This window comes from Brevundimonas sp. LF-1 (assembly GCF_037055305.1).
In the GTDB taxonomy this organism is placed as follows: domain Bacteria; phylum Pseudomonadota; class Alphaproteobacteria; order Caulobacterales; family Caulobacteraceae; genus Brevundimonas; species Brevundimonas sanguinis.
This window is the reverse complement of sequence record NZ_CP146349.1, coordinates 285,235-309,628: the sequence shown is the minus strand read 5'-3', so window position 1 is coordinate 309,628 and position 24,394 is coordinate 285,235. Positions and strand designations below refer to the sequence as shown.

29 protein-coding genes and 2 pseudogenes are annotated in these 24,394 nt (G+C 68.9%); 21 read left to right on the top strand and 10 right to left on the bottom strand.

The window, feature by feature from the left end:
* The first annotated feature begins 81 nt into the window (after positions 1–81).
* The 12 genes from coxB (at position 82) to V8F63_RS01665 (ending at position 10,250) form a co-directional block, all read left to right on the top strand.
* The gene (gene coxB, locus V8F63_RS01720) at positions 82–1,131 is read left to right on the top strand and encodes a cytochrome c oxidase subunit II (RefSeq protein ID WP_392354327.1); all 1,050 of its coding nucleotides are present in this window, start codon (positions 82–84) and stop codon (positions 1,129–1,131) included.
* Positions 1,052–2,698, top strand: a complete 1,647-nt coding sequence (gene ctaD / locus V8F63_RS01715; RefSeq protein WP_025977923.1) for a cytochrome c oxidase subunit I — start codon at positions 1,052–1,054, stop codon at positions 2,696–2,698. The genes coxB and ctaD overlap by 80 nt, the downstream gene beginning before the upstream one ends.
* 63 nt (positions 2,699–2,761) lie before the next feature.
* Complete coding sequence (cyoE, locus tag V8F63_RS01710; RefSeq protein WP_082891398.1) at positions 2,762–3,739, top strand: heme o synthase; 978 nt, start codon at positions 2,762–2,764, stop codon at positions 3,737–3,739.
* Between the two features lie 6 nt (positions 3,740–3,745).
* Positions 3,746–4,003, top strand: a complete 258-nt coding sequence (locus V8F63_RS01705; RefSeq protein WP_025977921.1) for a hypothetical protein — start codon at positions 3,746–3,748, stop codon at positions 4,001–4,003.
* The gene (locus V8F63_RS01700) at positions 4,000–4,563 is read left to right on the top strand and encodes a cytochrome c oxidase assembly protein (RefSeq protein ID WP_025977920.1); all 564 of its coding nucleotides are present in this window, start codon (positions 4,000–4,002) and stop codon (positions 4,561–4,563) included. Before V8F63_RS01705 ends, V8F63_RS01700 begins: the two co-directional genes overlap by 4 nt.
* Positions 4,564–4,617: 54 nt before the next feature.
* Complete coding sequence (locus tag V8F63_RS01695) at positions 4,618–5,496, top strand: cytochrome c oxidase subunit 3 (protein WP_134581551.1); 879 nt, start codon at positions 4,618–4,620, stop codon at positions 5,494–5,496.
* A 59-nt stretch (positions 5,497–5,555) separates the two neighbouring features.
* Positions 5,556–5,921 carry a DUF983 domain-containing protein gene (locus tag V8F63_RS01690; RefSeq protein ID WP_392354326.1) on the top strand — a complete coding sequence of 122 codons (366 nt, stop codon included), beginning with the start codon at positions 5,556–5,558 and terminating at the stop codon, positions 5,919–5,921.
* Positions 5,918–6,322, top strand: coding sequence for an SURF1 family cytochrome oxidase biogenesis protein (locus V8F63_RS01685; RefSeq protein ID WP_392354325.1), 405 nt, complete (start codon positions 5,918–5,920; stop codon positions 6,320–6,322). Before V8F63_RS01690 ends, V8F63_RS01685 begins: the two co-directional genes overlap by 4 nt.
* Entirely contained in the window at positions 6,217–6,627 is a 411-nt protein-coding gene (locus tag V8F63_RS01680; RefSeq protein WP_392355013.1) for an SURF1 family cytochrome oxidase biogenesis protein, read from the top strand. Before V8F63_RS01685 ends, V8F63_RS01680 begins: the two co-directional genes overlap by 106 nt.
* Before the next feature lie 65 nt (positions 6,628–6,692).
* Positions 6,693–7,913, top strand: a complete 1,221-nt coding sequence (locus V8F63_RS01675; RefSeq protein WP_392355012.1) for a pitrilysin family protein — start codon at positions 6,693–6,695, stop codon at positions 7,911–7,913.
* 56 nt (positions 7,914–7,969) lie between these two features.
* Positions 7,970–8,572, top strand: a complete 603-nt coding sequence (locus V8F63_RS01670; protein ID WP_025977915.1) for a GNAT family N-acetyltransferase — start codon at positions 7,970–7,972, stop codon at positions 8,570–8,572.
* Positions 8,573–8,582: 10 nt separating this feature from the next.
* Positions 8,583–10,250 carry a bifunctional diguanylate cyclase/phosphodiesterase gene (locus V8F63_RS01665; protein WP_392354324.1) on the top strand — a complete coding sequence of 556 codons (1,668 nt, stop codon included), beginning with the start codon at positions 8,583–8,585 and terminating at the stop codon, positions 10,248–10,250.
* A 30-nt stretch (positions 10,251–10,280) separates the two neighbouring features.
* Here the strand turns inward: V8F63_RS01665 and V8F63_RS01660 are convergent, their stop codons facing one another.
* The gene (locus V8F63_RS01660) at positions 10,281–10,862 is read right to left on the bottom strand and encodes a YqgE/AlgH family protein (protein WP_025977912.1); all 582 of its coding nucleotides are present in this window, start codon (positions 10,860–10,862) and stop codon (positions 10,281–10,283) included.
* 133 nt (positions 10,863–10,995) lie between these two features.
* Between V8F63_RS01660 and V8F63_RS01655 the strand changes: the two genes are divergently transcribed.
* On the top strand, positions 10,996–11,484 hold the full coding sequence (locus V8F63_RS01655; protein ID WP_025977911.1) for a peroxiredoxin: 489 nt from the start codon (positions 10,996–10,998) through the stop codon (positions 11,482–11,484).
* 51 nt (positions 11,485–11,535) lie between these two features.
* Entirely contained in the window at positions 11,536–11,955 is a 420-nt protein-coding gene (locus V8F63_RS01650; RefSeq protein ID WP_278069708.1) for a very short patch repair endonuclease, read from the top strand.
* Here the strand turns inward: V8F63_RS01650 and V8F63_RS01645 are convergent.
* The 6 genes and pseudogenes from V8F63_RS01645 to V8F63_RS01620 all read right to left on the bottom strand — a co-directional run bounded on the left by V8F63_RS01645 (position 11,952) and on the right by V8F63_RS01620 (position 16,529).
* Positions 11,952–12,293, bottom strand: a complete 342-nt coding sequence (locus tag V8F63_RS01645) for a response regulator (protein WP_392355011.1) — start codon at positions 12,291–12,293, stop codon at positions 11,952–11,954. The genes V8F63_RS01650 and V8F63_RS01645 overlap by 4 nt on opposite strands.
* A 2-nt stretch (positions 12,294–12,295) precedes the next feature.
* On the bottom strand, positions 12,296–13,885 hold the full coding sequence (locus V8F63_RS01640; RefSeq protein ID WP_392354323.1) for a HAMP domain-containing sensor histidine kinase: 1,590 nt from the start codon (positions 13,883–13,885) through the stop codon (positions 12,296–12,298).
* A 64-nt stretch (positions 13,886–13,949) separates the two neighbouring features.
* Positions 13,950–14,986, bottom strand: a pseudogene (locus tag V8F63_RS01635) (quinone-dependent dihydroorotate dehydrogenase).
* 8 nt (positions 14,987–14,994) lie between these two features.
* A complete protein-coding gene (locus V8F63_RS01630) occupies positions 14,995–15,354 on the bottom strand; it encodes a DUF952 domain-containing protein (protein WP_312446627.1) in 360 nt (119 codons plus the stop codon).
* A gap of 3 nt (positions 15,355–15,357) precedes the next feature.
* Entirely contained in the window at positions 15,358–15,849 is a 492-nt protein-coding gene (locus V8F63_RS01625; protein ID WP_392354322.1) for a histidine phosphatase family protein, read from the bottom strand.
* A gap of 59 nt (positions 15,850–15,908) precedes the next feature.
* Entirely contained in the window at positions 15,909–16,529 is a 621-nt protein-coding gene (locus tag V8F63_RS01620) for a methyltransferase domain-containing protein (RefSeq protein WP_392354321.1), read from the bottom strand.
* Between the two features lie 219 nt (positions 16,530–16,748).
* On the opposite strand from V8F63_RS01620, the gene gloB reads away from it, so the two are divergent.
* Positions 16,749–17,480 (top strand): hydroxyacylglutathione hydrolase, encoded by a 732-nt coding sequence (gloB, locus tag V8F63_RS01615; protein WP_392354320.1) that lies wholly within the window; start codon positions 16,749–16,751, stop codon positions 17,478–17,480.
* A 6-nt stretch (positions 17,481–17,486) separates the two neighbouring features.
* Here the strand turns inward: gloB and V8F63_RS01610 are convergent, their stop codons facing one another.
* Positions 17,487–18,929 carry an aldehyde dehydrogenase family protein gene (locus V8F63_RS01610; protein ID WP_392354319.1) on the bottom strand — a complete coding sequence of 481 codons (1,443 nt, stop codon included), beginning with the start codon at positions 18,927–18,929 and terminating at the stop codon, positions 17,487–17,489.
* Between the two features lie 161 nt (positions 18,930–19,090).
* A complete protein-coding gene (locus tag V8F63_RS01605) occupies positions 19,091–19,267 on the bottom strand; it encodes a hypothetical protein (protein WP_392354318.1) in 177 nt (58 codons plus the stop codon).
* 63 nt (positions 19,268–19,330) lie between these two features.
* Between V8F63_RS01605 and V8F63_RS01600 the strand changes: the two genes are divergently transcribed.
* Positions 19,331–20,038: a CsgG/HfaB family protein gene (locus V8F63_RS01600; RefSeq protein WP_392354317.1), complete on the top strand. Its 708-nt coding sequence runs from the start codon at positions 19,331–19,333 to the stop codon at positions 20,036–20,038.
* Positions 20,035–20,343, top strand: coding sequence for a hypothetical protein (locus V8F63_RS01595; RefSeq protein WP_392354316.1), 309 nt, complete (start codon positions 20,035–20,037; stop codon positions 20,341–20,343). The genes V8F63_RS01600 and V8F63_RS01595 overlap by 4 nt, the downstream gene beginning before the upstream one ends.
* Here V8F63_RS01595 and V8F63_RS01590 read toward each other — a convergent pair.
* The gene (locus V8F63_RS01590; RefSeq protein WP_392354314.1) at positions 20,286–20,711 is read right to left on the bottom strand and encodes a hypothetical protein; all 426 of its coding nucleotides are present in this window, start codon (positions 20,709–20,711) and stop codon (positions 20,286–20,288) included. The genes V8F63_RS01595 and V8F63_RS01590 overlap by 58 nt on opposite strands.
* Here V8F63_RS01590 and V8F63_RS01585 point away from each other — a divergent pair.
* From V8F63_RS01585 to V8F63_RS01570, 4 genes and pseudogenes are all read left to right on the top strand, one after another.
* Entirely contained in the window at positions 20,704–21,384 is a 681-nt protein-coding gene (locus V8F63_RS01585; protein WP_392354313.1) for a GNA1162 family protein, read from the top strand. The genes V8F63_RS01590 and V8F63_RS01585 overlap by 8 nt on opposite strands.
* Positions 21,385–21,510: 126 nt before the next feature.
* Entirely contained in the window at positions 21,511–22,503 is a 993-nt protein-coding gene (gene cysK / locus V8F63_RS01580) for a cysteine synthase A (protein ID WP_134581535.1), read from the top strand.
* Positions 22,504–22,537: 34 nt separating this feature from the next.
* A pseudogene (locus V8F63_RS01575) lies at positions 22,538–23,747 on the top strand (DUF2336 domain-containing protein).
* 165 nt (positions 23,748–23,912) lie between these two features.
* A complete protein-coding gene (locus V8F63_RS01570) occupies positions 23,913–24,335 on the top strand; it encodes a MucR family transcriptional regulator (protein ID WP_025977896.1) in 423 nt (140 codons plus the stop codon).
* Positions 24,336–24,394: the final 59 nt, after the last annotated feature.

The window sequence follows — 24,394 nt, the reverse complement described above, 5'->3', positions numbered from 1 at the left end:
CTGGGCCCGGCGACGCTTGCGAATTGCTCGCAAACGTCTGCTGCTGAACGGTTTATGAGGACTTCTCTAATGGGGATGGGCATGCGAGCCATGGCGCGGTTGGGAGGCGGTATCGCCGCGACCGCCCTTGCCGCCATTTTCGCCGCGCCGGCGATGGCGCAGGATGTGTTGGGTCAGCCGGTTCCGGCGGGCCTGGGCCTGCAGACGGCCGCCGCGCCGCTGGCGCATGAGGCTCACTTCTTCCACAACATCGTGCTGATGCCGGTCATCACCGCCATCTGCGTGCTGGTGCTGGTTCTGCTGGTGTGGATCGCGATCCGCTACAACAAGCGCGCCAATCCGACTCCGGCCAAGTGGAGCCACAACACCCTGATCGAAGTGATCTGGACGGTGGTGCCGGTGCTGATCCTGGTCGGCATCTCCCTCTTCTCGTTCCGCCTGCTGTTCGCCTACCACGACTATCCGGATGCGGACGTCACGGTGAAGATCACCGGCAACCAGTGGAACTGGGGCTATGAATATCCGGACCAGGGCGTGGCCGAGTACATCTCGAACATGCTGCCGGAAGACAAGACGACCAAGCAACTGTACCGCCTGGCCGCCGATGAGCCGATGGTGGTGCCGGTCGGCGAGAACGTCCGCCTGCTGATCACCGCTTCGGACGTGATCCACGCCGTCGCCATTCCGGCCTTCGCCATCAAGGTCGACGCCGTTCCGGGCCGTATGAACGAGACCTGGTTCCGCGCCGAGAAGGAAGGCGACTACTACGGCCAGTGCTCTGAACTGTGCGGCGTCGACCACGCCTTCATGCCGATCCACGTCAAGGTGGTCAGCAAGCGGGCCTTCGCCGAATGGGTCGCCTCCAAGGGCGGCTCGATGACCAAGGCGGCTGACGAAGCCGCTGCTGCGGCCGCGCCCGCCGCCGCCGAAGCGCCCGCCGCTCCGGCTGCCGGCGCCGCCGCCCCGACCGACGCCGCGCCTGCGGCCCCGCAACCGCCGCCGCGCCCGCCGCGCCGGCTGCTCAGTAAGAGAGACGCGAGAGCCCAGACCGATGGCCACCGCAGCTGTTCACGATCCGCACGACCACAAGCCGGGTTTCTTCACCCGCTGGTTCCTGTCGACCAACCATAAGGACATCGGGCTTCTGTACCTGATGTTCGCCATCTTCACCGGCCTCATCGGCGGCGCCCTGTCGGGCCTGATCCGGTGGGAGCTGGCGGAGCCGGGCATCCAGATCTTCAAGGAAGGCTCCTTCGTCCAGTATCTGGGCCTGGTTGAGGCTTCCAAGCACGGCTACAACGCCACCGTCACGGCGCACGCCCTGATCATGGTGTTCTTCGTCGTCATGCCTGCGACGATGGGCGGCTTCGGCAACTACTTCATCCCGATCATGATCGGGGCGCCGGACATGGCCTTCCCGCGTCTGAACAATATTTCGTTCTGGCTGATCTTCTTCGCCTTCGTGCTGCTTATCCTGTCGATGTTCGTCGACGGCGGGCCGGGGCGCGGGTTCGGCGGGGGATGGACCTCCTATCCGCCGCTGTCGACCATGGGTCACGCAGGGCCGTCGTTCGACCTGGCGATCTTCTCGCTGCACGTCGCCGGCGCCTCGTCGATCCTGGGCGCGATCAACTTCATCACCACCATCTTCAACATGCGCGCGCCGGGCATGACCCTGCACCGCATGCCGCTGTTCGCCTGGGGCGTGCTGATCACCGCCTTCCTGCTGCTGATCTCGCTGCCGGTTCTGGCGGGCGCCATCACCATGCTGCTGTCTGACCGTAACTTCGGCACGTCGTTCTTCGACCCCGCCGGCGGCGGCGACCCGGTGATGTACCAGCACCTGTTCTGGTTCTTCGGCCACCCCGAAGTGTACATCATGATCCTGCCGGGCTTCGGCATGATCTCGCACATCGTCTCGACCTTCTCGAAGAAGCCGATCTTCGGCTACCTCGCGATGGCCTACGCCATGGTCGCCATCGGCTTCATCGGCTTCATCGTGTGGGCGCACCACATGTATACGGTCGGCATGAGCGTGAACCTGCGCGCCTATTTCGTGGCCGCGACCATGATCATCGCCGTGCCCACGGGCGTGAAGATCTTCAGCTGGATCGCCACCATGTGGGGCGGCTCGATCACCTTCAAGACGCCCATGCTGTGGGCGATGGGCTTCATCTTCCTGTTCACCGTCGGCGGCGTGACCGGCGTGGTCCTGTCGAACGCCGGCATCGACTACAGCCTGCACGACACCTACTACGTCGTGGCGCACTTCCACTACGTGCTGTCGCTGGGCGCCATCTTCTCGATCTTCGCCGCCTTCTACTACTGGTACGAGAAGATGTTCGGGGTGAAGTACAACGAGTTCCTGGGCCAGGCGCACTTCTGGATCATGTTCATCGGCGTGAACCTGATCTTCTTCCCACAGCACTTCCTGGGCCTGCAGGGCATGCCGCGTCGTTACGTCGACTATCCGGAAGCCTTCACCTACTGGAACTACGTGTCCTCGGTGGGCTACGTCATCACCATCGTCGGCGTCGGCGTCTTCCTGGTGATGCTGCTGGAGTCGGCCATCCGTCGCCGCAAGGCCGAGGCCAACCCGTGGGGCGAAGGCGCCACCACCCTGGAGTGGACCCTGTCCTCGCCGCCGCCGCACCACCAGTTCAACGAACTGCCGGTGGTCAAGGCGGACAACCACTGATCCTTATCGGATAGACCCGGAGAGGCCGCCCTTCCGCAACCGGAAGGGCGGCCTTTGCTCTTTATGACCATGACCGATCACCCCGCCCGCGAAACCCCGCTTGTCACCAGCGCCCAGCCGGAAGATTTCTTCCAGTTGCTGAAGCCGCGCGTCATGTCGCTGGTGGTGTTCACCGCGGTCACCGGACTGATCGTCGCGCCGGGACGGCTGGACTGGATCAACGCCGTCGTCGCCATCCTGTGCATCGCCATGGGGGCGGGGGCCGCCGGCGCGCTCAACATGGCGATCGAGGGCGAGACCGACGCCCTGATGCGCCGCACGCGCGGCCGTCCGGTCGCCGCCGGACGCGTGCGCAAGAACGACGCCATGGCCTTCGGCATGGTGTTGTCGGTCTTCTCGGTCATGCTGCTGGGCATGACCACCAACTGGCTGGCGGGCGGACTGCTGGCCCTGACCATCGTCTACTACGCCTGGCTCTACACCCTGGTGCTGAAGCGCCGCACGCCCCAGAACATCGTCATCGGCGGGGCGGCGGGCGCCTTTCCGCCGGTGATCGGCTGGGCGGCCGTGACGGGCGACGCCCCGTGGCAGGCCTGGCTGCTGTTCCTGATCATCTTCACCTGGACCCCGCCGCACACCTGGGCCCTGGCTCTTTATTCGGCCGGAGATTACGCCAAGGCGGGCATTCCGATGATGCCGGTGGCGCGCGGCGCCAAGTCCACCCGCCTGCAGATCCTGCTCTACACCCTGGTGTTCGTGCCGGTGGCGATCGCCCCGGCGCTGACGGGGCTGGGCGGGCCCATCTATCTGGTGGTGTCGATCGTCGGCGGCGTGGCCTTCCTGGGCCTGGCGCTGCGGCTCTATCGCTCGCGCGCGGGCGATCAGCCCGACAAGGCCGAGGCCGTGGGACGAGAGGCCGCATTGTATGACGTCCGGGCCGAGGCCAAACCGGCCCGCAACCTGTTCGCCTTTTCCATTCTGTATCTTATGGCGCTGTTCTCGGCCCTCCTGGTCGAGCATTTGCCCGGCGTTGGAGGCTAAACCCCTGTGTCCCAACTCAAATACATCAAGCTGACCGATGAGCAGGCCCGCGCGCGCAAGCGTCGCAATGTGGCCATCGCCCTGGGCCTGCTGGGCTTCATCGCCCTGGTCTACCTGGTCACCCTGTCGCGGATGAGCGCCAACAACGAGGCGCGCAAGGCGGCCGAGGCCGAGGCTCTGGCGACGCTGGAGCGCGCCGATCCGGCTCTGCCGCCTCCGGTTCAGCCGGACGCGCCCGCGTCCTCGGAGGCAGCCCGGCCGTGACCAAGCAGAACAAGGTCGCGATCCTGTGCGCGGCTCTGGTGCTGACGATGACCGGCGCGGCCTTTGCGGCGGTGCCCCTCTATCGCATCTTCTGTCAGGTGACGGGCTTTGACGGCACGGTGAAGCGGGCCGAGGCGGCCCCGACGCAGATCCTGGATCAGGAGGTGCTGATTCGGTTCGACACCAATGTGCGCGACCTGCCGATGACCTTCCGCGCCGAAACCCTGAGCCAGAAGGTGCGGATCGGCGAGACCGGCATGGCCTATTTCGAGGTGACCAACACCTCGAACCAGACGCTGCACGCCACGGCGGCCTATAATGTCGTGCCCGAGCGGGCGGGGCCTTATTTCCAGAAACTGCAGTGTTTCTGCTTCGAAGGTCAGGAAATCGCGCCGGGCGCGACGGTTTCCTTCCCGATTCAGTATTTCGTGGCGCCCGAACTGGCGACCGACGCCGAGGTGAAGGGCGTGCGCCAGATCACGCTGAGCTACACCTTCTTCCCGACCAAGGGCTTCCAGCAGGCGGCTGCGAACGACTCTGCTGTTGGCAAAGCCGGATAGCGAGGGCTATAGCCCTCTTCAAACATTCTCGCCTTGATTACAGAGACTCCAGGAATGGCCGACGCGCACGCGAAACCGCAACACGACTACCACCTGGTCGACCCCAGCCCGTGGCCGCTGGTCGGCTCCTTCTCCGCCTGCGTCATGTTCATCGGCGCCGTCGTGTGGATGAAGGGGCTGTTCGGCCTCGAGGCCGGCACCAAGTGGATGTTCTTCGTCGGCCTGGCCGGCGTCCTGTTCACCATGTTCTCGTGGTGGTCGGACGTGGTGAAGGAAAGCCGCAAGGGCGACCACACCCCCGTCGTGGGCATCGGCCTGCGTTACGGCATGGTGCTGTTCATCGCGTCGGAAGTGATGTTCTTCGTCTCCTTCTTCTGGATGTTCTTCGACATGGCGATCTTCAATGAATCGCGTGCGATCATCCCGGAAGTCGGCAACTGGATGGACACCGCCGCCGCCTGGAAGACCTGGCCGCCGACGGGCGTCGAGCTGCTGGATCCGTGGAGCCTGCCGCTCATGAACACGGTCATCCTGCTGCTGTCGGGCACGACCCTGACCTGGGCGCACCACGCCATCATCGCCGGCGACCGCAAGGCCGCCAAGATGGGCCTGCTGATCACCGTCCTGCTGGGCCTGCTGTTCACCGGCGTTCAAGCCTATGAGTATTACCACATCCTGCACGGCCACCTGTTCTTCAGCGAAGACGCGGCCCAGGCCAAGCTGTACGGTTCGATCTTCTTCATGACGACGGGCTTCCACGGCTTCCACGTCGCGGTCGGCACCATCTTCCTGGCTGTCTGCCTGCTGCGCCTGCAAGTCGGTCAGATGTCGCCGCAGAAGCACTTCGGCCTCGAAGCCGCCGCCTGGTACTGGCACTTCGTCGACGTGGTGTGGCTGTTCCTGTTCGTCTTCATGTACGTCGTCTTCGGTTGATCGAACACGACGGACAAGTCGAGCTTTCGTCGGCGCGGGGCCCCAGGTCCCGCGCCGATTTGCTTGTCTGGCCTGCTGTGCGCGCAGGGCTGAGGGGGCGCTGTCCCGCCTGCGGGCGCGGGCCGCTCTTCGAGGGCTTCCTGAAGCGCCGTGCGTCCTGCGAGGCGTGCGGCTTTGATCTGGGCGCGGTCGAGACGGGCGACGGCGCGGCCACCTTCATCATGCAGATCGCCGGCTTCCTGGTCGGGTTTTCGGCGCTGGCGGTCGAGATCGCCTTCAGCCCGCCGATCTGGCTGCACCTGATCATCTGGCTGCCGCTGACGGCGGGTCTGGCCCTGGCCTTGATGCGGCCGGGAAAGGGGTTGATGACGGCGCTTCAGATGCTGCGTCAGCGCAGCGACGATTCACCCCGAGAGACCCGATGACCGACGCCGCCCGGCCTCGTTTTCCCTATGTCCTGACTGTCGTGACGGTGCTGGCGCTGGCCCTGCTGCTGACGCTGGGCGTGTGGCAGGCGCAGCGGCTGCAGTGGAAGCTGGACCTGATCGCCCGCTCCGAAGCGGCCGCCCGTCAGGCGCCGGTTCCTCTTGCGGATGCGCTGGCGCTGGAGGACCCCGAGTTCCGTCAGGCGATCGTCACCTGCCGCGGCCTGAACACGGCGCCCTTCGTCGAGTTGCAGACCATCGAGGACGGCGACGCCGGCGTGCGGCTGATCTCGGCCTGTCCGATCCAAGGGCGGGGACCATTCTGGTCGATCGCGGCTTCCTGCCTGCCGAGGTCGCCGAGCGTCCCGCCGTTCGCGCCGATGCGGCCATGCCGGTCGTGATCGCGGGCGTGGTGCGCCGGGCGACTGAGCCGAACGCCATGACGCCGCCGCCCTCGGGCCAGGTCTTCTACGGCCGCGATCAGATGGCGATGGCCAAGGCTTTGGGCGTGGCCGGGCCGGTGTCGCCCTACACCGTCTATGCGACGACCTCGGCCAATCCCGAGCTGACGGCGCTGCGGCCCGTGGCGCCGCCCGCCGCCTTCAGCAACAACCACCTGGGCTACGCCCTGACCTGGTTCGGCCTGGCCGCCGTGCTGGTCGGCTTCTATGCGGCCGTGATGGTCCGCCGTTACCGTTCTTCCTGAGGACAATCGATCTGACTGCTCGCCTTCACACCCTGTCCAATGGCGTTCGCGTCGTGTGCGACCCCATGCCCGGCCTGCGCACCATCGCCGTGACGGTGGCCGTCAACGGCGGCGCCCGTATGGAGAACGAGGCGCAGTCCGGCTGGTCGCACCTGCTGGAGCATTTGGTCTTCAAGGGCGCGGGCGACATGGGCGCGCGCGAGATCGTCGAGCGTGTCGAGGCCGAGGGCGGCTCGATCAACGCCGCGACCGGCTATGAGCGCACCAGTTTCGACATCCGCGCCCTGAAGGGCAGCCTGCCTCTGGCCATGCAGGTGCTGTCGGATCTGGTGTTCCGCCCGACCCTGGCGCCCGAAGAGATCGAGCGCGAGAAGGACGTGGTGGCCCAGGAGATCGCCGAAGCCTTCGACACCCCCGACGACCATGTGTTCGAGATGGCCCAGACCCGCGCCTTCGTGGGGCAGGCGCTGGGGCGGCCGATCCTGGGCTCCATCGCCAGCCTGGCGCCGGTCGAGCGCGAGACGATCGGCGACTGGCGCCGACGTCTCTATTCGCCCGACCGCATGGTCGTGGCTGTCTCGGGCGGGGTGGACGAAGACGAGCTTCTGCCGCTGGCGGAGGCCTGGTTCGGCCATCAGACGGCGACGCCGACCGAGGCGCTGCCGCCGGCCGTCTTCGTCGGCGGCGAGGCGCGGCTGGCGCGCAAGATCGAACAGGCCAATCTGGTGTTCCAGCTGCCGACCATCGGCGCGCGCGACGAGCGGCTGCCCGCCCTGCGCCTGTTCACCGAAATCCTGGGCGGCGGGATGGCTTCGCGCCTGTTCCAGAGCGCGCGCGAGGATCGCGGCCTGGCCTACGCCATCGACGCTTATCACGAGACCTATGACGATCTGGGGCTGCTGGGCGTCTACGCCGGGGCGGCGGCCGAACGCTCGGTCGAGCTGGCCGAACTGTGCGCCGCCGAAATCCTGGACCTGGCCGAGCGGGGGCCGACGCCGCAGGAACTCGCCCGGGCCAAGGCGGTGCTGAACGCCAGCCTGTGGATGGCAGACGAAAGCCCGGCCAGCCGCGCGGGCCGCAATGCCGGCCAGACCCTGGTGTTCGGGGCGCCGGTCTCGTCCGAGGCGACGGCGGCCCGCATCGAGGCTCAAAGCGCCGAGGACCTGCGCGCCGTGGGGCGTGAGATGGCGGCGACGGGCCGTTCGGCCAGCGCCGTACTGGGGCCGCGCGCCGCGGGCGGGGCGGGCGCCGCCTTCCGCGCCGCCATGTTGGCAGCCGGCGGCTGACGTCATCTTTGTCGCCGGCAGCTGACGCCGGGGCTGCGACGGGTTATCCTGATCCCATGGCCCTGTTCGACTGGATGGCCGAGGCGACCGGACCGGTCCTGAACGGGCAGGGGGTCGTGCTGCGTCCGCCGCGCCCTTCTGACTATATGGCCTGGGCCTCCCTGCGCGAGGAGTCGCGCGCCTATCTGCAGCCGTGGGAGCCGGCCTGGCCCGAGGACGACCTGACCCGGGCCGCCTTTCGTCGCCGGCTGGGCGTCTATGCGCGCGAGATGGAGTTGGGCACGGCCTGGCCCCTGTTCATCTTCGATGGCGAGGACGAAGCCCTGCTGGGCGCCGTCACCCTGTCCAACATCCGCCGCGGCGTCGCCGAGACCGGGACGCTGGGCTATTGGGTCGGCCAGCCGCACGCAGGGCGCGGGGTCGGCACCACGGCGGTGCGCGCCATGCTGGCTTACGCCTTTGGCCCATTGAAGCTGCACCGGGTCGAGGCGGCGTGCCTGCCGACCAACTACGCCTCGCGCCGGGTGCTGGAAAAGGCGGGGTTCCGTCATGAGGGACTGGCGCGGGCTTATTTGAAAATTAACGGCCGCTGGGCAGATCATCTGCTGTTCGGCGTCCTGAACACCGAGTTCGCGCCCACCCTTCCTCAGTCATGTTAGCGGGTACGCTTTGAGTGCAAGATCCAGAGCGTTGACGTGGGACCCCACCACGGCCATCGAAGCCTTGGCTGCGGCGGACGCCGCGCTTTGGATTTGGACCCCCGCCGAGGATCAGATCCGCTTCACCGGCGCCACCCGGCCGCTGGGACTGGGCCCGCTGGCCCCGCAATGCTCGGGCGCGGCCTTCACCGCCCTGACCATGCCGCAGGACCGCGCCCTGGCCGATCGGCTGCTGAAGCCGCAGGCCGAGGGGACCGAGATCGCCGTGCGTCTGCGGATGCGCGGGTGCGAGACCTGTCTATGGCGCGGCGTCTGGCTGGAGGACGGCCTGCGCGCGGCGGGCATCGTCGCCCTGGAGACCAAGTTCGCCGGGGCGGATCGCGACACGCTGACCGGGCTGCTGGACCGGCGGACCTTTCGCGTCCGCGTCGCCGAAACCCTGGCGCAGCCAGGCGAGTATGAACTGGTCGTGGGGGATCTGGACCGCCTGCGCCGCCTGAACGAGGCCCTGGGGCACGAGCGGGCGGACCTGGTGCTGTCGGCCTTGGGGTCGCGACTGTCGGCGGCCTTTTCCGAAAGCTGCGCCCCCGCCCGGATCGGCGAGGACGAGTTCGCCATCCTGGTGAAGCGCGGCGGGACCAGCGGCGGGGCCCGGATGCGCGAGGCGCTGGAACAGCCGCTGCGCATGGCCGGTTTCGACATCTATCCCACCCTGTCCATCGGGGCGGTGACGGCCGAGGGCGGCCCCGACGCCCCGGACCCGGCCGAACTCCTGCGCCGTGCCGAGCTGGCGGTGGAGCAGGCTAAGACCGCCGGGCGCGGCGGGGCCGCCGCCTACGGCCGGGCGCTGGAAAGCGACAGCCTGTCGCGTCTGGCGCTGGAGGCGGACCTGCGCAACGCCTTCGTGCGCGGCGAGATCGAGCCCTTCTTCCAGCCGATCGTGAACCTGAACACCGGCGCCGTCGCCGGGTTCGAGGCCCTGGCGCGCTGGCGCCACCCCCGGCGCGGTCTGGTCCCGCCGGACGAGTTCCTGACCCTGGCCGATGAAATGGGCCTGATGAACGAACTGGGCCTGCTGATGATGACCCAGGCGGCGCGTCAGCTGGACGAGTGGCTGACCCGCCACCCCAACGCGGGGCGGCTGTTCTGCAGCGTGAACCTGTCGGTCGGCGAGATCGAACGCCCTTATCTGGTTGAGGACGTCGCCCGCATCATCAAGGAGACGGGCCTGCCGCGCGGCGCCCTGAAGCTGGAAGTCACCGAAGGCGACATCATGCGCGACACGGCGCGCGCCGCCGAGGTGCTCAAGGCCCTGCGCGAAGCGGGCGCCAGCCTGGCGCTGGACGACTTCGGCACGGGCTTCTCGTCCCTGTCCTACCTGGCCAAGCTGCCCTTCGACACCCTGAAGATCGACCGCTATTTCGTGCTGACGATGGACAAGGACGAGGGCTCGGCCAAGATCGTCAAATCCGTCGTCAACCTGGGCCGCGACCTGGAGCTGGAGGTGGTGGCCGAGGGGGTGGAGAACGCCCACCTGGCCCAACTGCTGCTCGACGACGGCTGCCACTACGGCCAGGGCTTCGGCTATGCGCCCGCCCTGCCGGCCCAGGAAGCCGAGGTCTATTTGAACGAGTCCCTCGCCGACGGTTCCGCGCCGATCAAGGGGCGCTCGGCTTAGCGATACCCTCTCCCGGCGGGAGAGGGAGCGTCAGGCCCGGCCGCTCTGGCTGGACAGGCGGGCGGCGTCGACGCCGAGGCCCGCCAGGGCGCGGCTCCACTTGGTGTCGTAGTCGGTGTCGAAGATCAGGGCGTCGTCGGCTTCTGCGGTCAGCCAGACGTTTTCGTTCAGCTCTTCCTCCAGCTGACCCTCGCCCCAGCCGGCGTAGCCCAGCAGCAGGATCGACCGGCGCGGGCCTTCGGCGTCGGCCATGGCGGTGAGGGCGTCGCGGGTGCCGGTCAGGGCCAGCCCCTCGCCGAAGCTGAGGCTGGTCTCGTCGCTGATCCAGTCGTCGGTGTGCAGGACGAAGCCGCGCTCGCGCTCGACCGGGCCGCCGATCAGCACTCGCCGGTCGCGCAGGCGGTCATGGCTGGGCGTATCCAGCGTCTCCAGCACCTCGGCCAGGGACACGCCGGGCGCGGGCTGGTCCAGGCGCACGCCCAGGGCGTGGTCATCGTCGTGGGCGCAGATCAGGATGACGGCGTGCCGGAAGCGGTCGTCGTCGATGCCGGGCATGGCGACCAGCAGACGTCCGGTCAGGGAGGAGGCCGCCGGGGAGGAGGAGGTCTTCATCCCCCTATCATCGGGGCGCCGGCCTTCGGGCGCAAGACGGCGGGCGCCGGGGCGCTTGGCGTTCGGGCCGTGGGTCTCTATCTGATCGTCATCGCGCTCCGGATCGGCCGGGCCGACATCCGGAGATCCCGACATGACCCTTTCGATCGGCGACCGCATTCCCGAGGCGACCCTGACCACCATGACCGCCGAGGGCCCCAAGCCGGTCACGACGGCCGAGCTGTTCGGCGGCAAGACCGTCGCCCTGTTCGCCGTGCCGGGCGCCTTCACCCCGACCTGCTCGGCGCGCCACCTGCCGGGCTATGTCGACCACCGCGCCGACCTGAAGGCCAAGGGCGTGGACACCGTGGCCTGCGTCTCGGTCAACGACGCCTTCGTCATGGGGGCCTGGGCCCAGGCCAACGACCTGAACGGGACCGACGACATCGTCATGCTGGCCGACGGCAACGGCGACTTCACCCGCGCCGTGGGCCTGGCGCTGGACGCCAAGGGCTTCGGCATGGGCGAGCGCTCGCAGCGTTACTCCATGCTGGTCAAGGACGGCGTCATCGACCAGTTGAACATCGAGCAGGGCGGCGAGTTCAAGGTGTCCTCGGCCGAGCATCTTCTGGCCCAGCTGTGATTCCCGGCGTCGCCCGCCGCTGGCCGGCCCGCCGCGCGCGGAGCTGAGGCCGTGGCGGGCGACGTCTTCACGCCCGAACAACGCAGCGCCGTCATGCGGCGCGTGAAGGGTCGCGACACCGGCCCCGAGATCAAGGTCCGGCGCGCCCTGCGCGCGGCGGGCATCGGCTATCGCCTCGGCGGCTGCGGCCTGCCGGGGCGGCCGGATCTGGTGATGAAGGGGCGCAAGACGGTCGTGTTCGTCCACGGCTGTTTCTGGCACGGCCACGACTGCCCGCGCGGCGCCCGCCAGCCCAAGGGCAACGCCGATTACTGGATCGCCAAGATCGACCGCAACCGCGCCCGGGACGCCCGCGTGGCCGACGAACTGGCGGCGGCGGGCTGGCGCGTCCTGACCCTGTGGGAATGCGACCTCAGACAGCCGGGCTGGGAAGAGCGCCTGATCGCGGCCCTGCGCCCGCAAACCGCCTAGGCGGCGGCCGCGTCCGCTTCGTCCTGGGCCGCGGCGTCCAGCGTGCGGGACAGGGCCTCCAGCAGCGCGGCTGGGGTCAGCGGCTTGGACACGAAGGCGTTCATGCCGGCGGCCAGGCAGGCGCTCATGTCTTCCGGCTCGGTGTCGGCGGTCACGGCGATGACGGGAACGCGGGCGTTCGGGCCGCCGCCGCTGCGCAGACGCCGCGTGGTCTCGCGGCCGTCCAGTTCGGGCATCCGCACATCCATGAAAACGACGTCGAAGACCTGGTCCTCGCAGGCGTGAAGCGCGGCCAGGCCGTTTTCCGCCATGACGATCTCGCAGTCGAAGGCCTGCAGGATCAGCTGGATGGCGCGCCGGTTGATGGCGTGGTCGTCGACGACCAGGACGCGCAGAGGCCGGGCGTCCGCCGCGTCGTCATCGAGCGCGACCTTCTCGAAGGCCGGCGGCGAAGGCAGGGACGCCGAAGGCAGGGGCGGCGAAGGCGGGAGCTGCGAAGTCGGGGCCGCCGGAGCGCTGTCCGGCGGGGGGCGAGCGGGTCGAGGCGGCCGGACACGGCCAGCGGGGTGATTGGCTCGTCGCGGATGTCGTCGGCGGCCGCATCGCGCCGTCCTTGAGGCAGGCTCAGGGCCACGGTGAACTGGGAGCCGCAGCCGGGTTCGCTGCGCACCGTCAGGCGCCCGCCCATCAGTTCGATCAGGTCGCGGCTGATCGCCAGCCCCAGGCCAGAACCGCCGAAGCGGGCTGCGACGCCGTCCTGGGTCTGGTCGAACGGGTTGAACAGCCTCTGCAGCTGCGCGGGGCTCATGCCGCGCCCGGTATCGGCGATGTCGATCAGCAGGGCGCAGGCGCCCTGATCGTCCACCCAGCAACGGACCTTCAGCGTCACCGTCCCGGCCTCGGTGAACTTCATGGCGTTGGAGATCAGATTGTTCAGCACCTGACGCAGGCGCATGGCGTCGCCGCGCACCCAGCGGGGCGTCTCGCGCGCGCCTTCCAGCCGTAACCTCAGACCCTGGGCGCGGGCCTGGCCCTGCCACAGCCGTGCGGTCTGGGCCAGCAACAGGCGCAGGTCGAACTCATTGCTCTCGACGTGCATCCGGCCTGCGTTCAGCCGTGCGTGATCAAGCAGATCGTCCAGCAGGGCCTTCATCATGAGGCCGGCGTCCTCGATCAGGGCGACCTGCTGGCGCGCGGCGGCGGACGGGGCGGCGGCGCGCAGGTAGTCTGCGCCAGTCAGGATGGCGCTGATGGGCGTGCGCAGGTCGTGGCCGACGGCGGCCAGGAAGGCGCTGCGCTCCGTCATGGCGGTCTCGACCTGGCGGCGTTCCCGCTCGGCTTCGGCCAGGGCGTGGCGCTCGGCCAGCGTGGCGCTGCGCAGGCGCGCGCGCGTGTTGAAGCAGAAAAGGGCGTAACAGAAGATGCCGATCGCCACGGCGATGATCAGAGACCGCTCGGCTCCCCACAAGGCCATGAACATGGGCGTCAGGGCCATGAAGCCCAGCTGGGGCAGCACGGTGAAGCTGAACACCCGCATATTGCCGGCCGACATGATCACGGAGTTGATCGAGCCTGCCGAAAGCAGGACGGAAGCGGCGAAACCGCCCATCGGACCGCCGATCAGCCATAGGGGTACAGACAGGAAACCCAGCCAGCCGGCGTTCAGCGCCAGCACGGCGTCCATCGCCAGTCCGCGCCAGCCCTTTGGCGTCTCCTGGCGGTCTTGCAGCACGGGCTGGGCCAGCCAGGCCTCAACCCCCTGGATCAGGACATAGACAGCCAGCCACCCCATAGCGGGCCCCAGTCCCAGAATGGGGCTGAAGACAAGCGCCGTCGCGCCGCCCGTGACAAGGCGCTGCATTGTCGCCTTGCGACGTTGGCGAATGGCGGGCGCCCACCCGATATGGGCGTCGGCGATAGTGTCGGACATACGACGTTCCAAACGGGCGCTGGGCCCATTGGTTCATCATCGACCGAGGGTTGCTAATGCTCCGTCAACGGCGGGCGGCGGTCGCCTCGGCCATGCTGGAAAAGCCTTCGGCGCGCAGGCGGGCGGCCAGGTCGCGCTTGATGCGGCCGATCAGGCCCGGGCCTTCATAGATCAGGGCCGAATAGACCTGGACCGACGAGGCGCCGGCCCGGATGCGGGCGAAGGCGTCTTCGCCGCTGGCGATGCCGCCGACAGCGATCAGGGGCAGGCGCCCGTCCGCCGCTTCGGCCGCCGCCTCGAGGGCCTTCAGGGCGAAGGGCTTCAGCGGGGCGCCCGACAGGCCGCCATTCTCGCCCGCGAATGCGGAGCGCAGGGAGGCGGGCCGCTCCAGCGTGGTGTTGGACACGATCAGGGCGTCGATCCGGTGGGCGAGGAAGCCTCGACGATCATGCCGATCTCTTCGCCGATCAGATCGGGCGCGATCTTCAGGAAGACCGGGGCGCCGTCGCCGGGGCGCGCCTCGTTGATGCGACCCAGCAGGTCGTCCAGCGCCTCGCGGCCCTGCAGCGCGCGCAGCCCCGGCGTATTGGGCGAGGAGATGTTGATCGTGAAATAGTCGGCCAGACCCGCCAGCCGCTTCAGCCCCGCGACATAGTCGGCGGCCCTGTCCTCGGTATCCTTGTTGGCGCCCAGGTTGGCGCCGATGGCGGTGCGGGTCGGGCGCCGGGCCAGACGGGCGGCGAAGGGCTCCAGCCCCTCGTTGTTGAAGCCCATGCGGTTGATGATCGCCCGGTCTTCCGACAGGCGGAACAGGCGCGGTTTGGGGTTGCCCGCTTGCGCGCGCGGCGTGACCGAGCCGCACTCCACGGCGCCGAATCCCAGCCGCGACAGGCCTTCCAGCGCCTCGCCGTTCTTATCGAGGCCCGCCGCCAGACCGACGGGGTTGGACATCTGCAGCCCGGCGATCGTGGTCTTCAGGATCGGATCGTCGGCGCCGGGCGCGGGCAGGGGCGTCAGCTGCAGGGCGCGGATGGCCAAGCGGTGGGCCGTTTCCGGGTCGAATTGGCGCAGCAGGACGGCGCCCAGGTCGGTCAGGCTCATGCTCATGTTCAGGCTCGGGCGGTCTCTTCAATGACCATGCGGCCGTCGGCGCTGACCGACAGGCCGCGCGCGCCGCGCGTCGCGGCGACGGGCAGGGGGCCGTAGATGTGGGGGAACAGGGCGCCGCCGCGCGACGGCTCCCAGATCAGGGCGTCGCCCAGAGCCGTCAGGTCGACCTCGACCAGCATCAAGTCGCTCTGTCCCGCGTAATGCTTGGCCGCCGTGGCCTCCAGCTGATCGGCGGCCGACAGGTGGATGTAGCCGTCGGCCAGGTCCACGGCTGAACCGTCGTAGCGGCCCTCGGCCAGGGCCGCCCGCCAGTCGGCGCGGCTCAAAATCTTGAAGGCGAAATGGGGCAGGTCGGTCATGGCCTAGAGCGTCTCCGGGGTCAGCCAGCCCTCATAGGAGGGGCGCCCGGCGACATCGACGGTGAAGACAGCCGCCGCCCCGGTGGGGAAGCCGCCGCTCATCTTGTCCAGCACCGAAGGCGAGGCGGCGCTCTCGATCAGATATTCGACCGCCAGTTGATGCACGCCGGGGTTATGGGCGATCAGCAGCAGGCAGCCCGCCTCGTCCTCGGCCGCCTCGACGGCGCGGCGCAGGGTGTCGGCCGAGGCGTTGTAGAGGTTGTCGGACACGCGCAGTTCGACGTCGCCGAAATGGTCGCTGACCTGATCCCAGGTCTGGCGCGTGCGCCGGGCGCCGGACACCAAAGCCATATCCGGCTTCAGTCCCCGCGCGGCCAGGGCGCGGCCGATGGCGGCGGCGTCGCGCAGGCCGCGCTCGCTCAGGGCGCGGTCCACGTCGCCGCCGGGCGCCGAGGCTTCGGCCTTGGCGTGACGCATCAGGATCAGTCTTTGCATGAGGCTGGCTTTAAGGCTGTTTGCGCGCGGCGCCCATAGGGTGCGACGCAGGCGCATGATCACGGGCGGCGGGCGAGGGGGTCAGGGCGGGCCGTCCGGCCAGCACCGTCTGGGCCAGGCCGCGCGGGCGGACGCGGGCGTAGGCCTGGCGCGTGGCTTCCAGCATGATCAGGCCCGCTGCGCCTGGAAACAGTTTCGGGCCCACCTGCTCCAGCCCGTCGGCCAGACCCAGCAGAGGCCGCCACGGGGGACGTAAAGCGCCTGGGACCAGGCGACCGGCTCGAGGCCGACTTCGCGCACCAGCCGCTCCAACTGGCCGCGGGTGAAGGGGCGGCCGTGGCCGAAGGGGTGGCCTCGGCGCGGGCCCACAGGCCCCCGCGCGCCGCCGCCGCCAGGATGACGCGGCCCGACGGCGCCAGGGCCCGCACCGCCTCGGTCAGCAGGGCCTTGGGGTCGTCCGCCTCTTCCAGGGCGTGGACCAGCAGGATGCGGTCGAAGGTCCCGGCGGCGAAAGGCAGGCGGCGCTCGTCGATCAGGACGGTGCGGTTGCGGCCGCCCGCCGTCCACTGCTCCGCGCCCTGTGCGCCCGGCATGGCGGCGATGACGCGGCGCGCGCCGATGAAGGCGTCCAGCCAGGGTGGCGTAGCCCAGCCCCAGCACGTCGCAGCCGTTCGCCTCACCCCAGGCGTCGTCCAGCCGCCGCGCCAGCATGCGCCGCGCCAGCGCCCCTGTCGGTTCGCCGTAGAAGGTGCGGAGCCTCGTCGATGCTGCGGCGCATGGGAGCAGTATGGCGGATTTCGCGGCGGATGTCGGCCTTCCTGCTTAAAACCGCTCATCCCGGCGGATGAGCGGAAAACTGTATAGGCCTGCTAGGATGCCGCCTGATCGGAGACCTCCTCATGACCCTGACCGTCCGCCAGTTCCCCTGCCTGTCCGACAACTACGGCTTCCTGATCCGCGATGAGGCGACTGGGCTGGTTGCGGCCATCGACACGCCGGACGCCGAGGCGATCCTGGACGATCTGGAGGCGTCGGGCTGGGGGCGGCTGGACCTGATCCTGAACACCCACTGGCACCCCGACCACACCGGCGGCAACGAACGGCTGCAGGCCGAGACGGGCTGCGAGATCGCCGGACCGGAGGAGGTGCGCCGCGCGGCGCCGCTGGATCACGTGCTGGTCGACGGCGAGGCGGTGCGGCTGGGCAGGACGGCCTTCGACGTGGTGCTGTCGCCCGGCCATACGCTGGGCCATGTGGTCTATCATGCGGCGGACGACGGCCTGGCCTTCGTCGGCGACGTCATCTTCGCCCTGGGCTGCGGGCGGCTGTTCGAGGGAACGCCTGAGCAGATGTGGGAGAGCCTGAACCGCATCGCCGCCTGGCCCGAGGCGACGACGCTGTACTGCGCCCATGAATATACGGCGTCGAACGCCCGCTTCGCCCTGTCGTCGCCGGACGCCGATGAGGCCTTGCAGGCGCACGCCGAGGCGATCTTCGCCGCGCGCGAACGGGGCGAGGCCACCGTGCCGACGACGGTCGGGGTCGAGCGCCGTTTCAACCCCTTCCTGCGCGCCCGCGACGCCGAAGACTTCGCTCAGCGCCGCGCGGCCAAGGACGCATTCAAGGGGTAGCGGGTCTCAAGAGGCCGAGTAGCTGGTCTTGATCTGGGTGTAGAAGTCGGCGGCGGCGAAACCCTGTTCGCGGGGGCCGTAGCTGGACTTCTTCGTGCCGCCGAACGGGACGTGATAGTCGACCCCGGCGGTGGCCAGGTTGACCATGGTCATGCCCGCCCGCGCCCGGCGCTGGAACTCGCGCGCGTGCTTCAGCGACTGGGTGACGATGCCCGCCGACAGGCCGAACTCGACGCCGTTGGCGATGGTCATGGCCTCCTCGAAATCGGCCACGCGGATGGTCGAGGCGACGGGGCCGAACACTTCTTCGTTGTTGATGCGGGCGTCGGGCAGGGTGTCGACGATCAGGGTCGGCTGGACGTACCAGCCCGGCTTGTCGAGGCTGAGGCGCTGGCCGCCCGCCACGACGCGGCCGCCGCCGGACGCGGCGATGTCGATGTAGTCGTAGGACACGTCGCGCTGGGCCTCGGTCACGGCGGGGCCCATCTGGGTGGACGGGTCAAGGGCGTCGCCGACGCGCAAGGACGCGACCTTCTCGGCCAGGGCGGCGACGAAGCGGTCATGGATGCCGTCCTGAACGATCAGGCGGCTGGAGGCGGTGCAGCGCTGGCCCGTGGCGAAGAAGCTGCCGTCCAGGGCGATGTTCACGGCGCGGTCGAGATCGGCGTCGTCCATCACGATCAGCGGGTTCTTGCCGCCCATTTCCAGCTGGACGCGGGCCTGACGCTTCATCGCCCCTTCGGCCACCCCGGCGCCGACCTTCTGCGAGCCGGTGAAGCTGATGCCGTCCACGTCCGGGTGGGCGACGATGGCGCGGCCGACGTCGCCGTCGCCGATGACCATGTTGACCACGCCCTTGGGCAGGCCCGCCTCATGCAGGATGGCGATCAGGGCCTCGGCCGTGGCCGGGGTCGGGCCGGCGGGCTTGATGATCACGGTGTTGCCGAAGGCGATGGCGGGGGCGATCTTCCAGGCCGGAATGGCGATGGGGAAGTTCCACGGCGTGATCAGGCCGAACACGCCGACCGGCTGGCGATAGGTCTGGATTTCCACGCCGGGCCGGGTCGAGGCCAGGTTCTGGCCGTGCAGGCGCAGGGCCTCGCCCGCGAAGAACTTCAGGATGCGGGCGGCGCGGGCCGTCTCGCCGATGCCTTCGGCCAGGGTCTTGCCCTCTTCGCGCGACAGCAGGCGGCCGATGACTTCGCGCCGCTCCATCAGCAGGGTCCCGGCGCGATCCAGCACATCCGAACGGACTTCAGGCGAGGCGTCGGCCCAGGGACCGAAGGCGGCGCGGGCGGCGGCGACCGCCTGATCGACCTCGGTGGCGCCGCCCTGGGGCGTGCGGGCGACCACATCGCGGATGTCCGACGGGTTCAGGCTCTCGCCCGGGCGCGTTCCGGCGACCTTCTCGCCGCCGATCCAGTGCGAAAGCTCAAGCGTGTCGGTCATCTGGTCATTCCCTTGGTTCAGCATCTGGATTGCCTGACGCAGCGACCGGCGACAAGGCGTCGGCGCCGGATGTTTCTGTTGAATTGGCGCGGGTTTGGCGAAGGGATTGCGCTGAGCGCATAAGGCGTGTCATGAATAACGCTGATCGGCCGGGGGCGGTTTCAGATGATTTTCCAGCGGGTTTTCGCAGCTTTTGCGGCTCTGGCCGTCTGTGCGTCGGCCTGCCCGGCCGCAGCGTTCGCCGCGCCCGGCGCGGTTGAGGTCGAGACCGCGCCGCCGGGGTCAGCGCGGGCGGGGCTGAAGCGCCGGGTGGCGGTCGGGCGCTTCAGCAACAGCACCCCTATGGCCGCCTGCTGCTGTCGCCGGGGCAGGCCGACCCGGTGGCGAGCCAGGCGGGCGACATGCTGGTCAACGCTTTGGTGGCCTCCGACCATTTCTTCGTCTTCGAGCGATCCGATCTGACGGCGCTCAACGCCGAGCGGGTGCTGTCCCAGGCGGACGGCCAGGCGCTGAGCGGGGTCGACGCCCTGCTGCTGGGCTCGATCACCCAACTGGGCCGTCGCAACGAGGGCAAGCAGGGCTTCCTCAACTCCCAACGGCGTCAGGCGGTCAACGCCACGGTCGAGATCCGTCTGGTCGACGTGCGCACGGGCCGCGTCTTCTTCACCGCCTCGGGCGCCGGGGAGGCGACGACGGAGACCGGCGAGGTTGCGGGCTTCGGCAGCCGCGCGGGCTATGACTCGACGCTGAACGATCGGGCCATATCGGCGGCCATCGCGGACGCCATGACCAATATCGTCAACCAGTTGCAGCAGCGGGCCTGGTTCACCGACATCCTGCGGGTGTCCGGCCCGACCGTCTATGTCAGCGGCGGTCCCAGCCAGGGTCTGCGCGCCGGCGACCGCTTCCACGTCGAAACGCCGGGCGAGACGGTAGTCAGCGGCCAGTCAGGCCTGCCGATCACCCTGCCGGGCAGCCGGGTGGCGCAGATCGAGATCACCGGCTTCTTCGGCGACAGCCCTGAGACCGAGGGCGCGACCGCCCGCCTGATCGAGGGCGAACTGCCTGCCGATCCAACCGGCCTGCGGGTCACGGAGATCAGACCATGAAGACGAGCGCGGTCGTGCTGACCGTCCTGTGCGCCGCGCTGGCGGCCGGAGGGTGCGTCCAAAACTATCCTGCGCGCGAGGCGGTGCAGGGCGCATCCGCGGGCACGCTGAAGCTGCGTAACGCCCCGGCCGACGCCCGCCTGATCGTGGACGGGCGCGATCTGGGATCGGTCAGCGCCCTTGGCGGGGGCGCGGCCCTGACGCCGGGCCGTCATGAGGTCGTCGTCAGTCAGGGCGGTCGGATCCTTCACGCCCAGACGGTGATCGTCGCCGCCGGGACGCAGGCTGTGGTGGTGCTGCCGTGAAACGTCTGATGATGATGGCCGCCCTGATGACCCTGACCGGCCTCGCCGCCTGCGCGCCCGCCACGCGGTTCGAGTGGGGCGCCTATGAGCCCGCGCTCTACGCCTATGCCCAGAACCCCGAGAACCGCGAGGCCTATCGCACCGCGCTGGAGCGCGCCATCGAGGCGGGGCGCAAGCGCGACGCCGTGGCGCCGGGGCTGCTGGCCGAGCTGGGCTATCTGCATCTGCAGGCGGGCGAGACGGCGCAGGCCCTGACGATGTTTCAGGAAGAGCGCGCGCGCTTTCCCGAATCGGCCGTCTTCATGGATCGGGTGATCGTCGGCCTCGGCGGTCAGGCCGCCGTCGCCGGGGAGAGGCGCAATGATCATCCGCCAATCGCTCGCCGTCGCCGCCCTGGCCTGCGCCGCCCTGCTGACCGCCTGCGCCACGGGGCCTGCGCCCAAGAGCTACGCCGCCCTGCGCGCCGAGAATCCGCGCAGCGTCATGGTGGTTCCGGCGCTGAACTCGACCGTCAACGTGGATGCGGCGGACTATTTCGTCTCGACCATTTCCCGGCCGGTGGCCGAGCGCGGCTACTATGTCTTCCCCGCCCATATGGTGAAGGGGGTGCTGGAGGACGAGGGCCTGTCGGACGCCGGTCTGGTGCATCAGGCCGACGCCGCGCGCTTCGGTCCCCTGTTCGGCTGCGACGCCGTGCTGTTCGTCGAAATCCAGAAGTGGGAGTCGCAATACATCCTGATCTCGACCTCGACCAATGTGGCGTTTGAATACACGTTGAAGAGCTGTCGCAGCGGTCAGGTGCTGTGGGCGGACCATCAGTCGATGACCTACAGTCCGCAGGCGTCGAACTCGGGCAATCCGCTGGCCGATCTGCTGGCCCAGGCCATCGTCGCGGCGCTGGAGAAGGCCAAGCCCAACTATATGCCGCTGACCCAGCAGGCCAATCTGACGGCGACCCATGCGCTGGGGCAGGGCCTGCCCGCCGGGCCCTATCTGCCGGCCCAGCACCGGCAGGATCACAAGAGCTTTCCGGACGAATAGGCCCGTCGCGTCCGGGCGCGGTCAGCGCGGCTAAACACCGCGACAGAAAAGCTGCGGAGCGGGGCCTTGCCTCGCGCGTATAAGCCTTATCTGTTACGCCGCCCCCGAACGTACGGAGACCTCGCCATGTCCGACACTGCTCAAACCCAAGCCTATGACGCCAGCCGCCACAGGAAGGCGGGGCGGGGTCGGGTCTATGACAGCATCGTCGACACCATCGGCGATACGCCCCTGGTGCGGCTGCCGAACCTGACGGCGGCGCTGAAGCCCAAGGCCACGGTGCTGGCCAAGCTGGAGTTCTTCAACCCGATCGCCTCGGTCAAGGACCGTATCGGCGTGGCGATGGTCGAGGCGCTGGAGCAACTGGGCCGGATCAAGCCGGGCGCCACCCTGATCGAGCCGACCAGCGGCAACACCGGCATCGCCCTGGCCTTCGTCGCGGCGTCCAAGGGCTATAAGCTGATCCTGGTCATGCCCGAGAGCATGTCGATCGAGCGGCGCAAGATGCTGGCCCTGCTGGGCGCCAAGCTGGAGCTGACGCCGGCCGAAAAGGGCATGAAGGGCGCCATCGCCCGCGCCGAAGAGCTGCTGAGCGAAATCCCCGGCTCGGTCAGCCCGGCCCAGTTCGAGAACCTGGCCAACCCCGCCATCCACGAGGCGTCGACGGCTGAGGAAATCTGGAACGACACGGCGGGCGCCGTGGACGTGGTGGTGGCGGGCGTCGGCACCGGCGGCACCATCACCGGCGTCGGCCATGCGCTGAAGGCGAAGAAGCCCTCGGTGAAGATGATCGCGGTCGAGCCGACCGACTCTCCCGTTCTGTCCGGCGGCGCGCCGGGGCCGCACAAGATCCAGGGCATCGGCGCGGGCTTCATCCCCGCCGTGGTGGACCGCGCCGTCATCGACGGGGTCGAGCAGGTCACCAACGAGGACGCCTTCGCCATGGCCCGCCGCGTCGCGCGCGAGGACGGCGTCCCGGTCGGCATCAGCTCGGGCGCGGCCCTGACGGCGGCCTTCCGGCTGGCGGCGCAGGATGCCTATGCCGGTCAGACCATCGTGACCATCGTCCCCAGCTTCGCCGAACGCTATCTGTCGACGGCTCTGTTCGAAGGGCTGTGACGGCCGGTTAACGCGTCGGCGCTAGGCTGCGCTCATGAGCGAACCCAGGGTCAGGGCGGAAGAGACAGGGACGCGGCCGTTGCGGGCGCGCCGCGCCCTGCTGCGTCGTCTGGCCGATGTGGTCAGCCTGCCGGCGAGCCGGATCAACGTCTTCGAGCGTTCGGTGGTCGGCGACCTGCTGGTCGACGTGCTGCGGACGGCCGCGACGGATGAGCGCCGCCGGGTGGCCGAGCGGCTGGCCCCGCTGGGCGAACTGCCTGATGCGCTGAAACGGCTGCTGCTGCGCGACGAGCCTGAGGTGGCGCGGCCGCTGCTGGAGGAGTGCGCGGCCCTGTCGGACGCGGACCTGATCGGCTGCGCGCGCGATGCGGGTCTGGAGCATCGCCTGATGATGGCGGCGCGGCGCGGCCTGTCCGAGGTCGTGGCCGAGGCCCTGTTCAACTGGGCCGAGGAGGCGGTGATCGCCGCCGTCCTGCGCAATGACACGGCGCGCCTGCCGCAATCCGCCGTCGAGAGCGTGATCGCCCTGAGCCGCAACGCGCCGGCGCTGTGCGCCCTGATCCTGCGGCGCCCGGAACTACGGCCCTCGGGCGCCTATGTCATGTTCTGGTGGTGCGGGGCCGAGGAGCGGCGCATCATCCTGCAACGCTTCGCCGTGTCTCGCGAGGTGATGCAGAGCAGCGTCGAGGACGTCTTCGCCCTGGCGGCCGAGGAGGGGTGGAGCGACCCCGTCGCGCGCAAGGCGCTGCAGTTCATCGAGCGGCGCCAGCGCAACCGCGCGGCGGTGGCCAAGAGCCCTTACGCCGATCTGGAAGCGGCCGTGGCGGCGGCGGGGCCGGGGACTGACGCGCGAACTGGTGGCCGAGATCGGCTATCTGTCGGGGATCAAGCCTTTGACTTCGGCCAAGATCATGGGCGATGCGGGGCGAGCCCCTGGCCATATTGTGCAAGGCGACGGGCTTGGCGCGGCGCGACCTGGCGGCCCTGTGGCGGGCCATGCGGCGTCCCGAGACCACGGCGGACGGCGCCGAGCACCCCGACTGGCGCCGGGTGCAGATCATCTATGAAATGCTGGCGGTGGACCGGGCCCAGACGGTGCTGCGTTACTGGAACTGGTCTCTGTCCTCGGCGCTGACGCCGACGCTTCTACGGGCGATCCGCGAGGGGAGGAGGCGCTGATCGACGAATACTCGGCGCCTGAGCGCGCAGCCCTGCTGGCCCTTGCGGAGAACTTCGGTCGATAAAAAATCGGCGTTGTCGTAATTACTGATCAGAGCAGTTGAACTCGCTTATCAAGCGATAAAAGACGGCTGCATTGCTTTCAAACTCGAACATCCGTATGAAACCGACAAGCGGCGGATCCTTTCAGATCAGTCGAATGAATTTGGGACGACAGAAGGCTGATCCAGATGGAAGAAAAACCCGAACTGCTTGAGATGACGGCGGACATCGTGTCGGCCTATGTCAGCAACAACACCGTATCGGCCGACACTGTGCCGACCCTGATCGCGCAAATCCACGCCGCCCTGTCGGGCGTTTCGGAAGCGCCGGTCGAGGCCGAGCCCGAGCCCCAAGAACCGGCCGTCCCGGTTCGCAAGTCGATCACGCCGGACTTCCTGATCTGCCTGGAAGACGGTCGCAAGTTCAAGTCGCTGAAGCGTCACCTGCGCACCAAATACAATCTGAGCCCGGAAGAATACCGCGCCAAATGGGGTCTGCCGAAAGACTATCCCATGGTCGCCCCGAACTACGCCAAGGCGCGTTCGGAACTGGCCAAGCAGATGGGCCTGGGCCAAGGCGGCCGCAAACCCGCCCGCGCGACCCGCAAGTAAAAGCGGCGCCAATCAAAAACAGACGCCCGCCTTTCCAGCGAAAGGCGGGCGTTTTGCTG

Bases quoted from the DNA above. Each gene is read 5' to 3' on its own strand.
- ctaD (WP_025977923.1), top strand. From the start codon at position 1,052: ATGGCCACCGCAGCTGTTCACGATCCGCACGACCACAAGCCGGGTTTC.
- V8F63_RS01655 (WP_025977911.1), top strand. From the start codon at position 10,996: ATGACCCTTTCGATCGGCGACCGCATTCCCGAGGCGACCCTGACCACC.
- V8F63_RS01630 (WP_312446627.1), bottom strand. From the start codon at position 15,354: ATGACCGACCTGCCCCATTTCGCCTTCAAGATTTTGAGCCGCGCCGAC.
- V8F63_RS01670 (WP_025977915.1), top strand. From the start codon at position 7,970: ATGGCCCTGTTCGACTGGATGGCCGAGGCGACCGGACCGGTCCTGAAC.
- cysK (WP_134581535.1), top strand. From the start codon at position 21,511: ATGTCCGACACTGCTCAAACCCAAGCCTATGACGCCAGCCGCCACAGG.
- V8F63_RS01675 (WP_392355012.1), top strand. From the start codon at position 6,693: ATGCCCGGCCTGCGCACCATCGCCGTGACGGTGGCCGTCAACGGCGGC.
- V8F63_RS01660 (WP_025977912.1), bottom strand. From the start codon at position 10,862: ATGAAGACCTCCTCCTCCCCGGCGGCCTCCTCCCTGACCGGACGTCTG.
- gloB (WP_392354320.1), top strand. From the start codon at position 16,749: ATGACCCTGACCGTCCGCCAGTTCCCCTGCCTGTCCGACAACTACGGC.
- V8F63_RS01695 (WP_134581551.1), top strand. From the start codon at position 4,618: ATGGCCGACGCGCACGCGAAACCGCAACACGACTACCACCTGGTCGAC.
- V8F63_RS01610 (WP_392354319.1), bottom strand. From the start codon at position 18,929: ATGACCGACACGCTTGAGCTTTCGCACTGGATCGGCGGCGAGAAGGTC.
- V8F63_RS01595 (WP_392354316.1), top strand. From the start codon at position 20,035: ATGAAGACGAGCGCGGTCGTGCTGACCGTCCTGTGCGCCGCGCTGGCG.
- V8F63_RS01685 (WP_392354325.1), top strand. From the start codon at position 5,918: ATGACCGACGCCGCCCGGCCTCGTTTTCCCTATGTCCTGACTGTCGTG.
- cyoE (WP_082891398.1), top strand. From the start codon at position 2,762: ATGACCATGACCGATCACCCCGCCCGCGAAACCCCGCTTGTCACCAGC.
- V8F63_RS01590 (WP_392354314.1), bottom strand. From the start codon at position 20,711: ATGATCATTGCGCCTCTCCCCGGCGACGGCGGCCTGACCGCCGAGGCC.
- V8F63_RS01570 (WP_025977896.1), top strand. From the start codon at position 23,913: ATGGAAGAAAAACCCGAACTGCTTGAGATGACGGCGGACATCGTGTCG.
- V8F63_RS01600 (WP_392354317.1), top strand. From the start codon at position 19,331: ATGCTGGTCAACGCTTTGGTGGCCTCCGACCATTTCTTCGTCTTCGAG.
- V8F63_RS01625 (WP_392354322.1), bottom strand. From the start codon at position 15,849: ATGCAAAGACTGATCCTGATGCGTCACGCCAAGGCCGAAGCCTCGGCG.
- V8F63_RS01640 (WP_392354323.1), bottom strand. From the start codon at position 13,885: ATGTCCGACACTATCGCCGACGCCCATATCGGGTGGGCGCCCGCCATT.
- coxB (WP_392354327.1), top strand. From the start codon at position 82: ATGCGAGCCATGGCGCGGTTGGGAGGCGGTATCGCCGCGACCGCCCTT.
- V8F63_RS01585 (WP_392354313.1), top strand. From the start codon at position 20,704: ATGATCATCCGCCAATCGCTCGCCGTCGCCGCCCTGGCCTGCGCCGCC.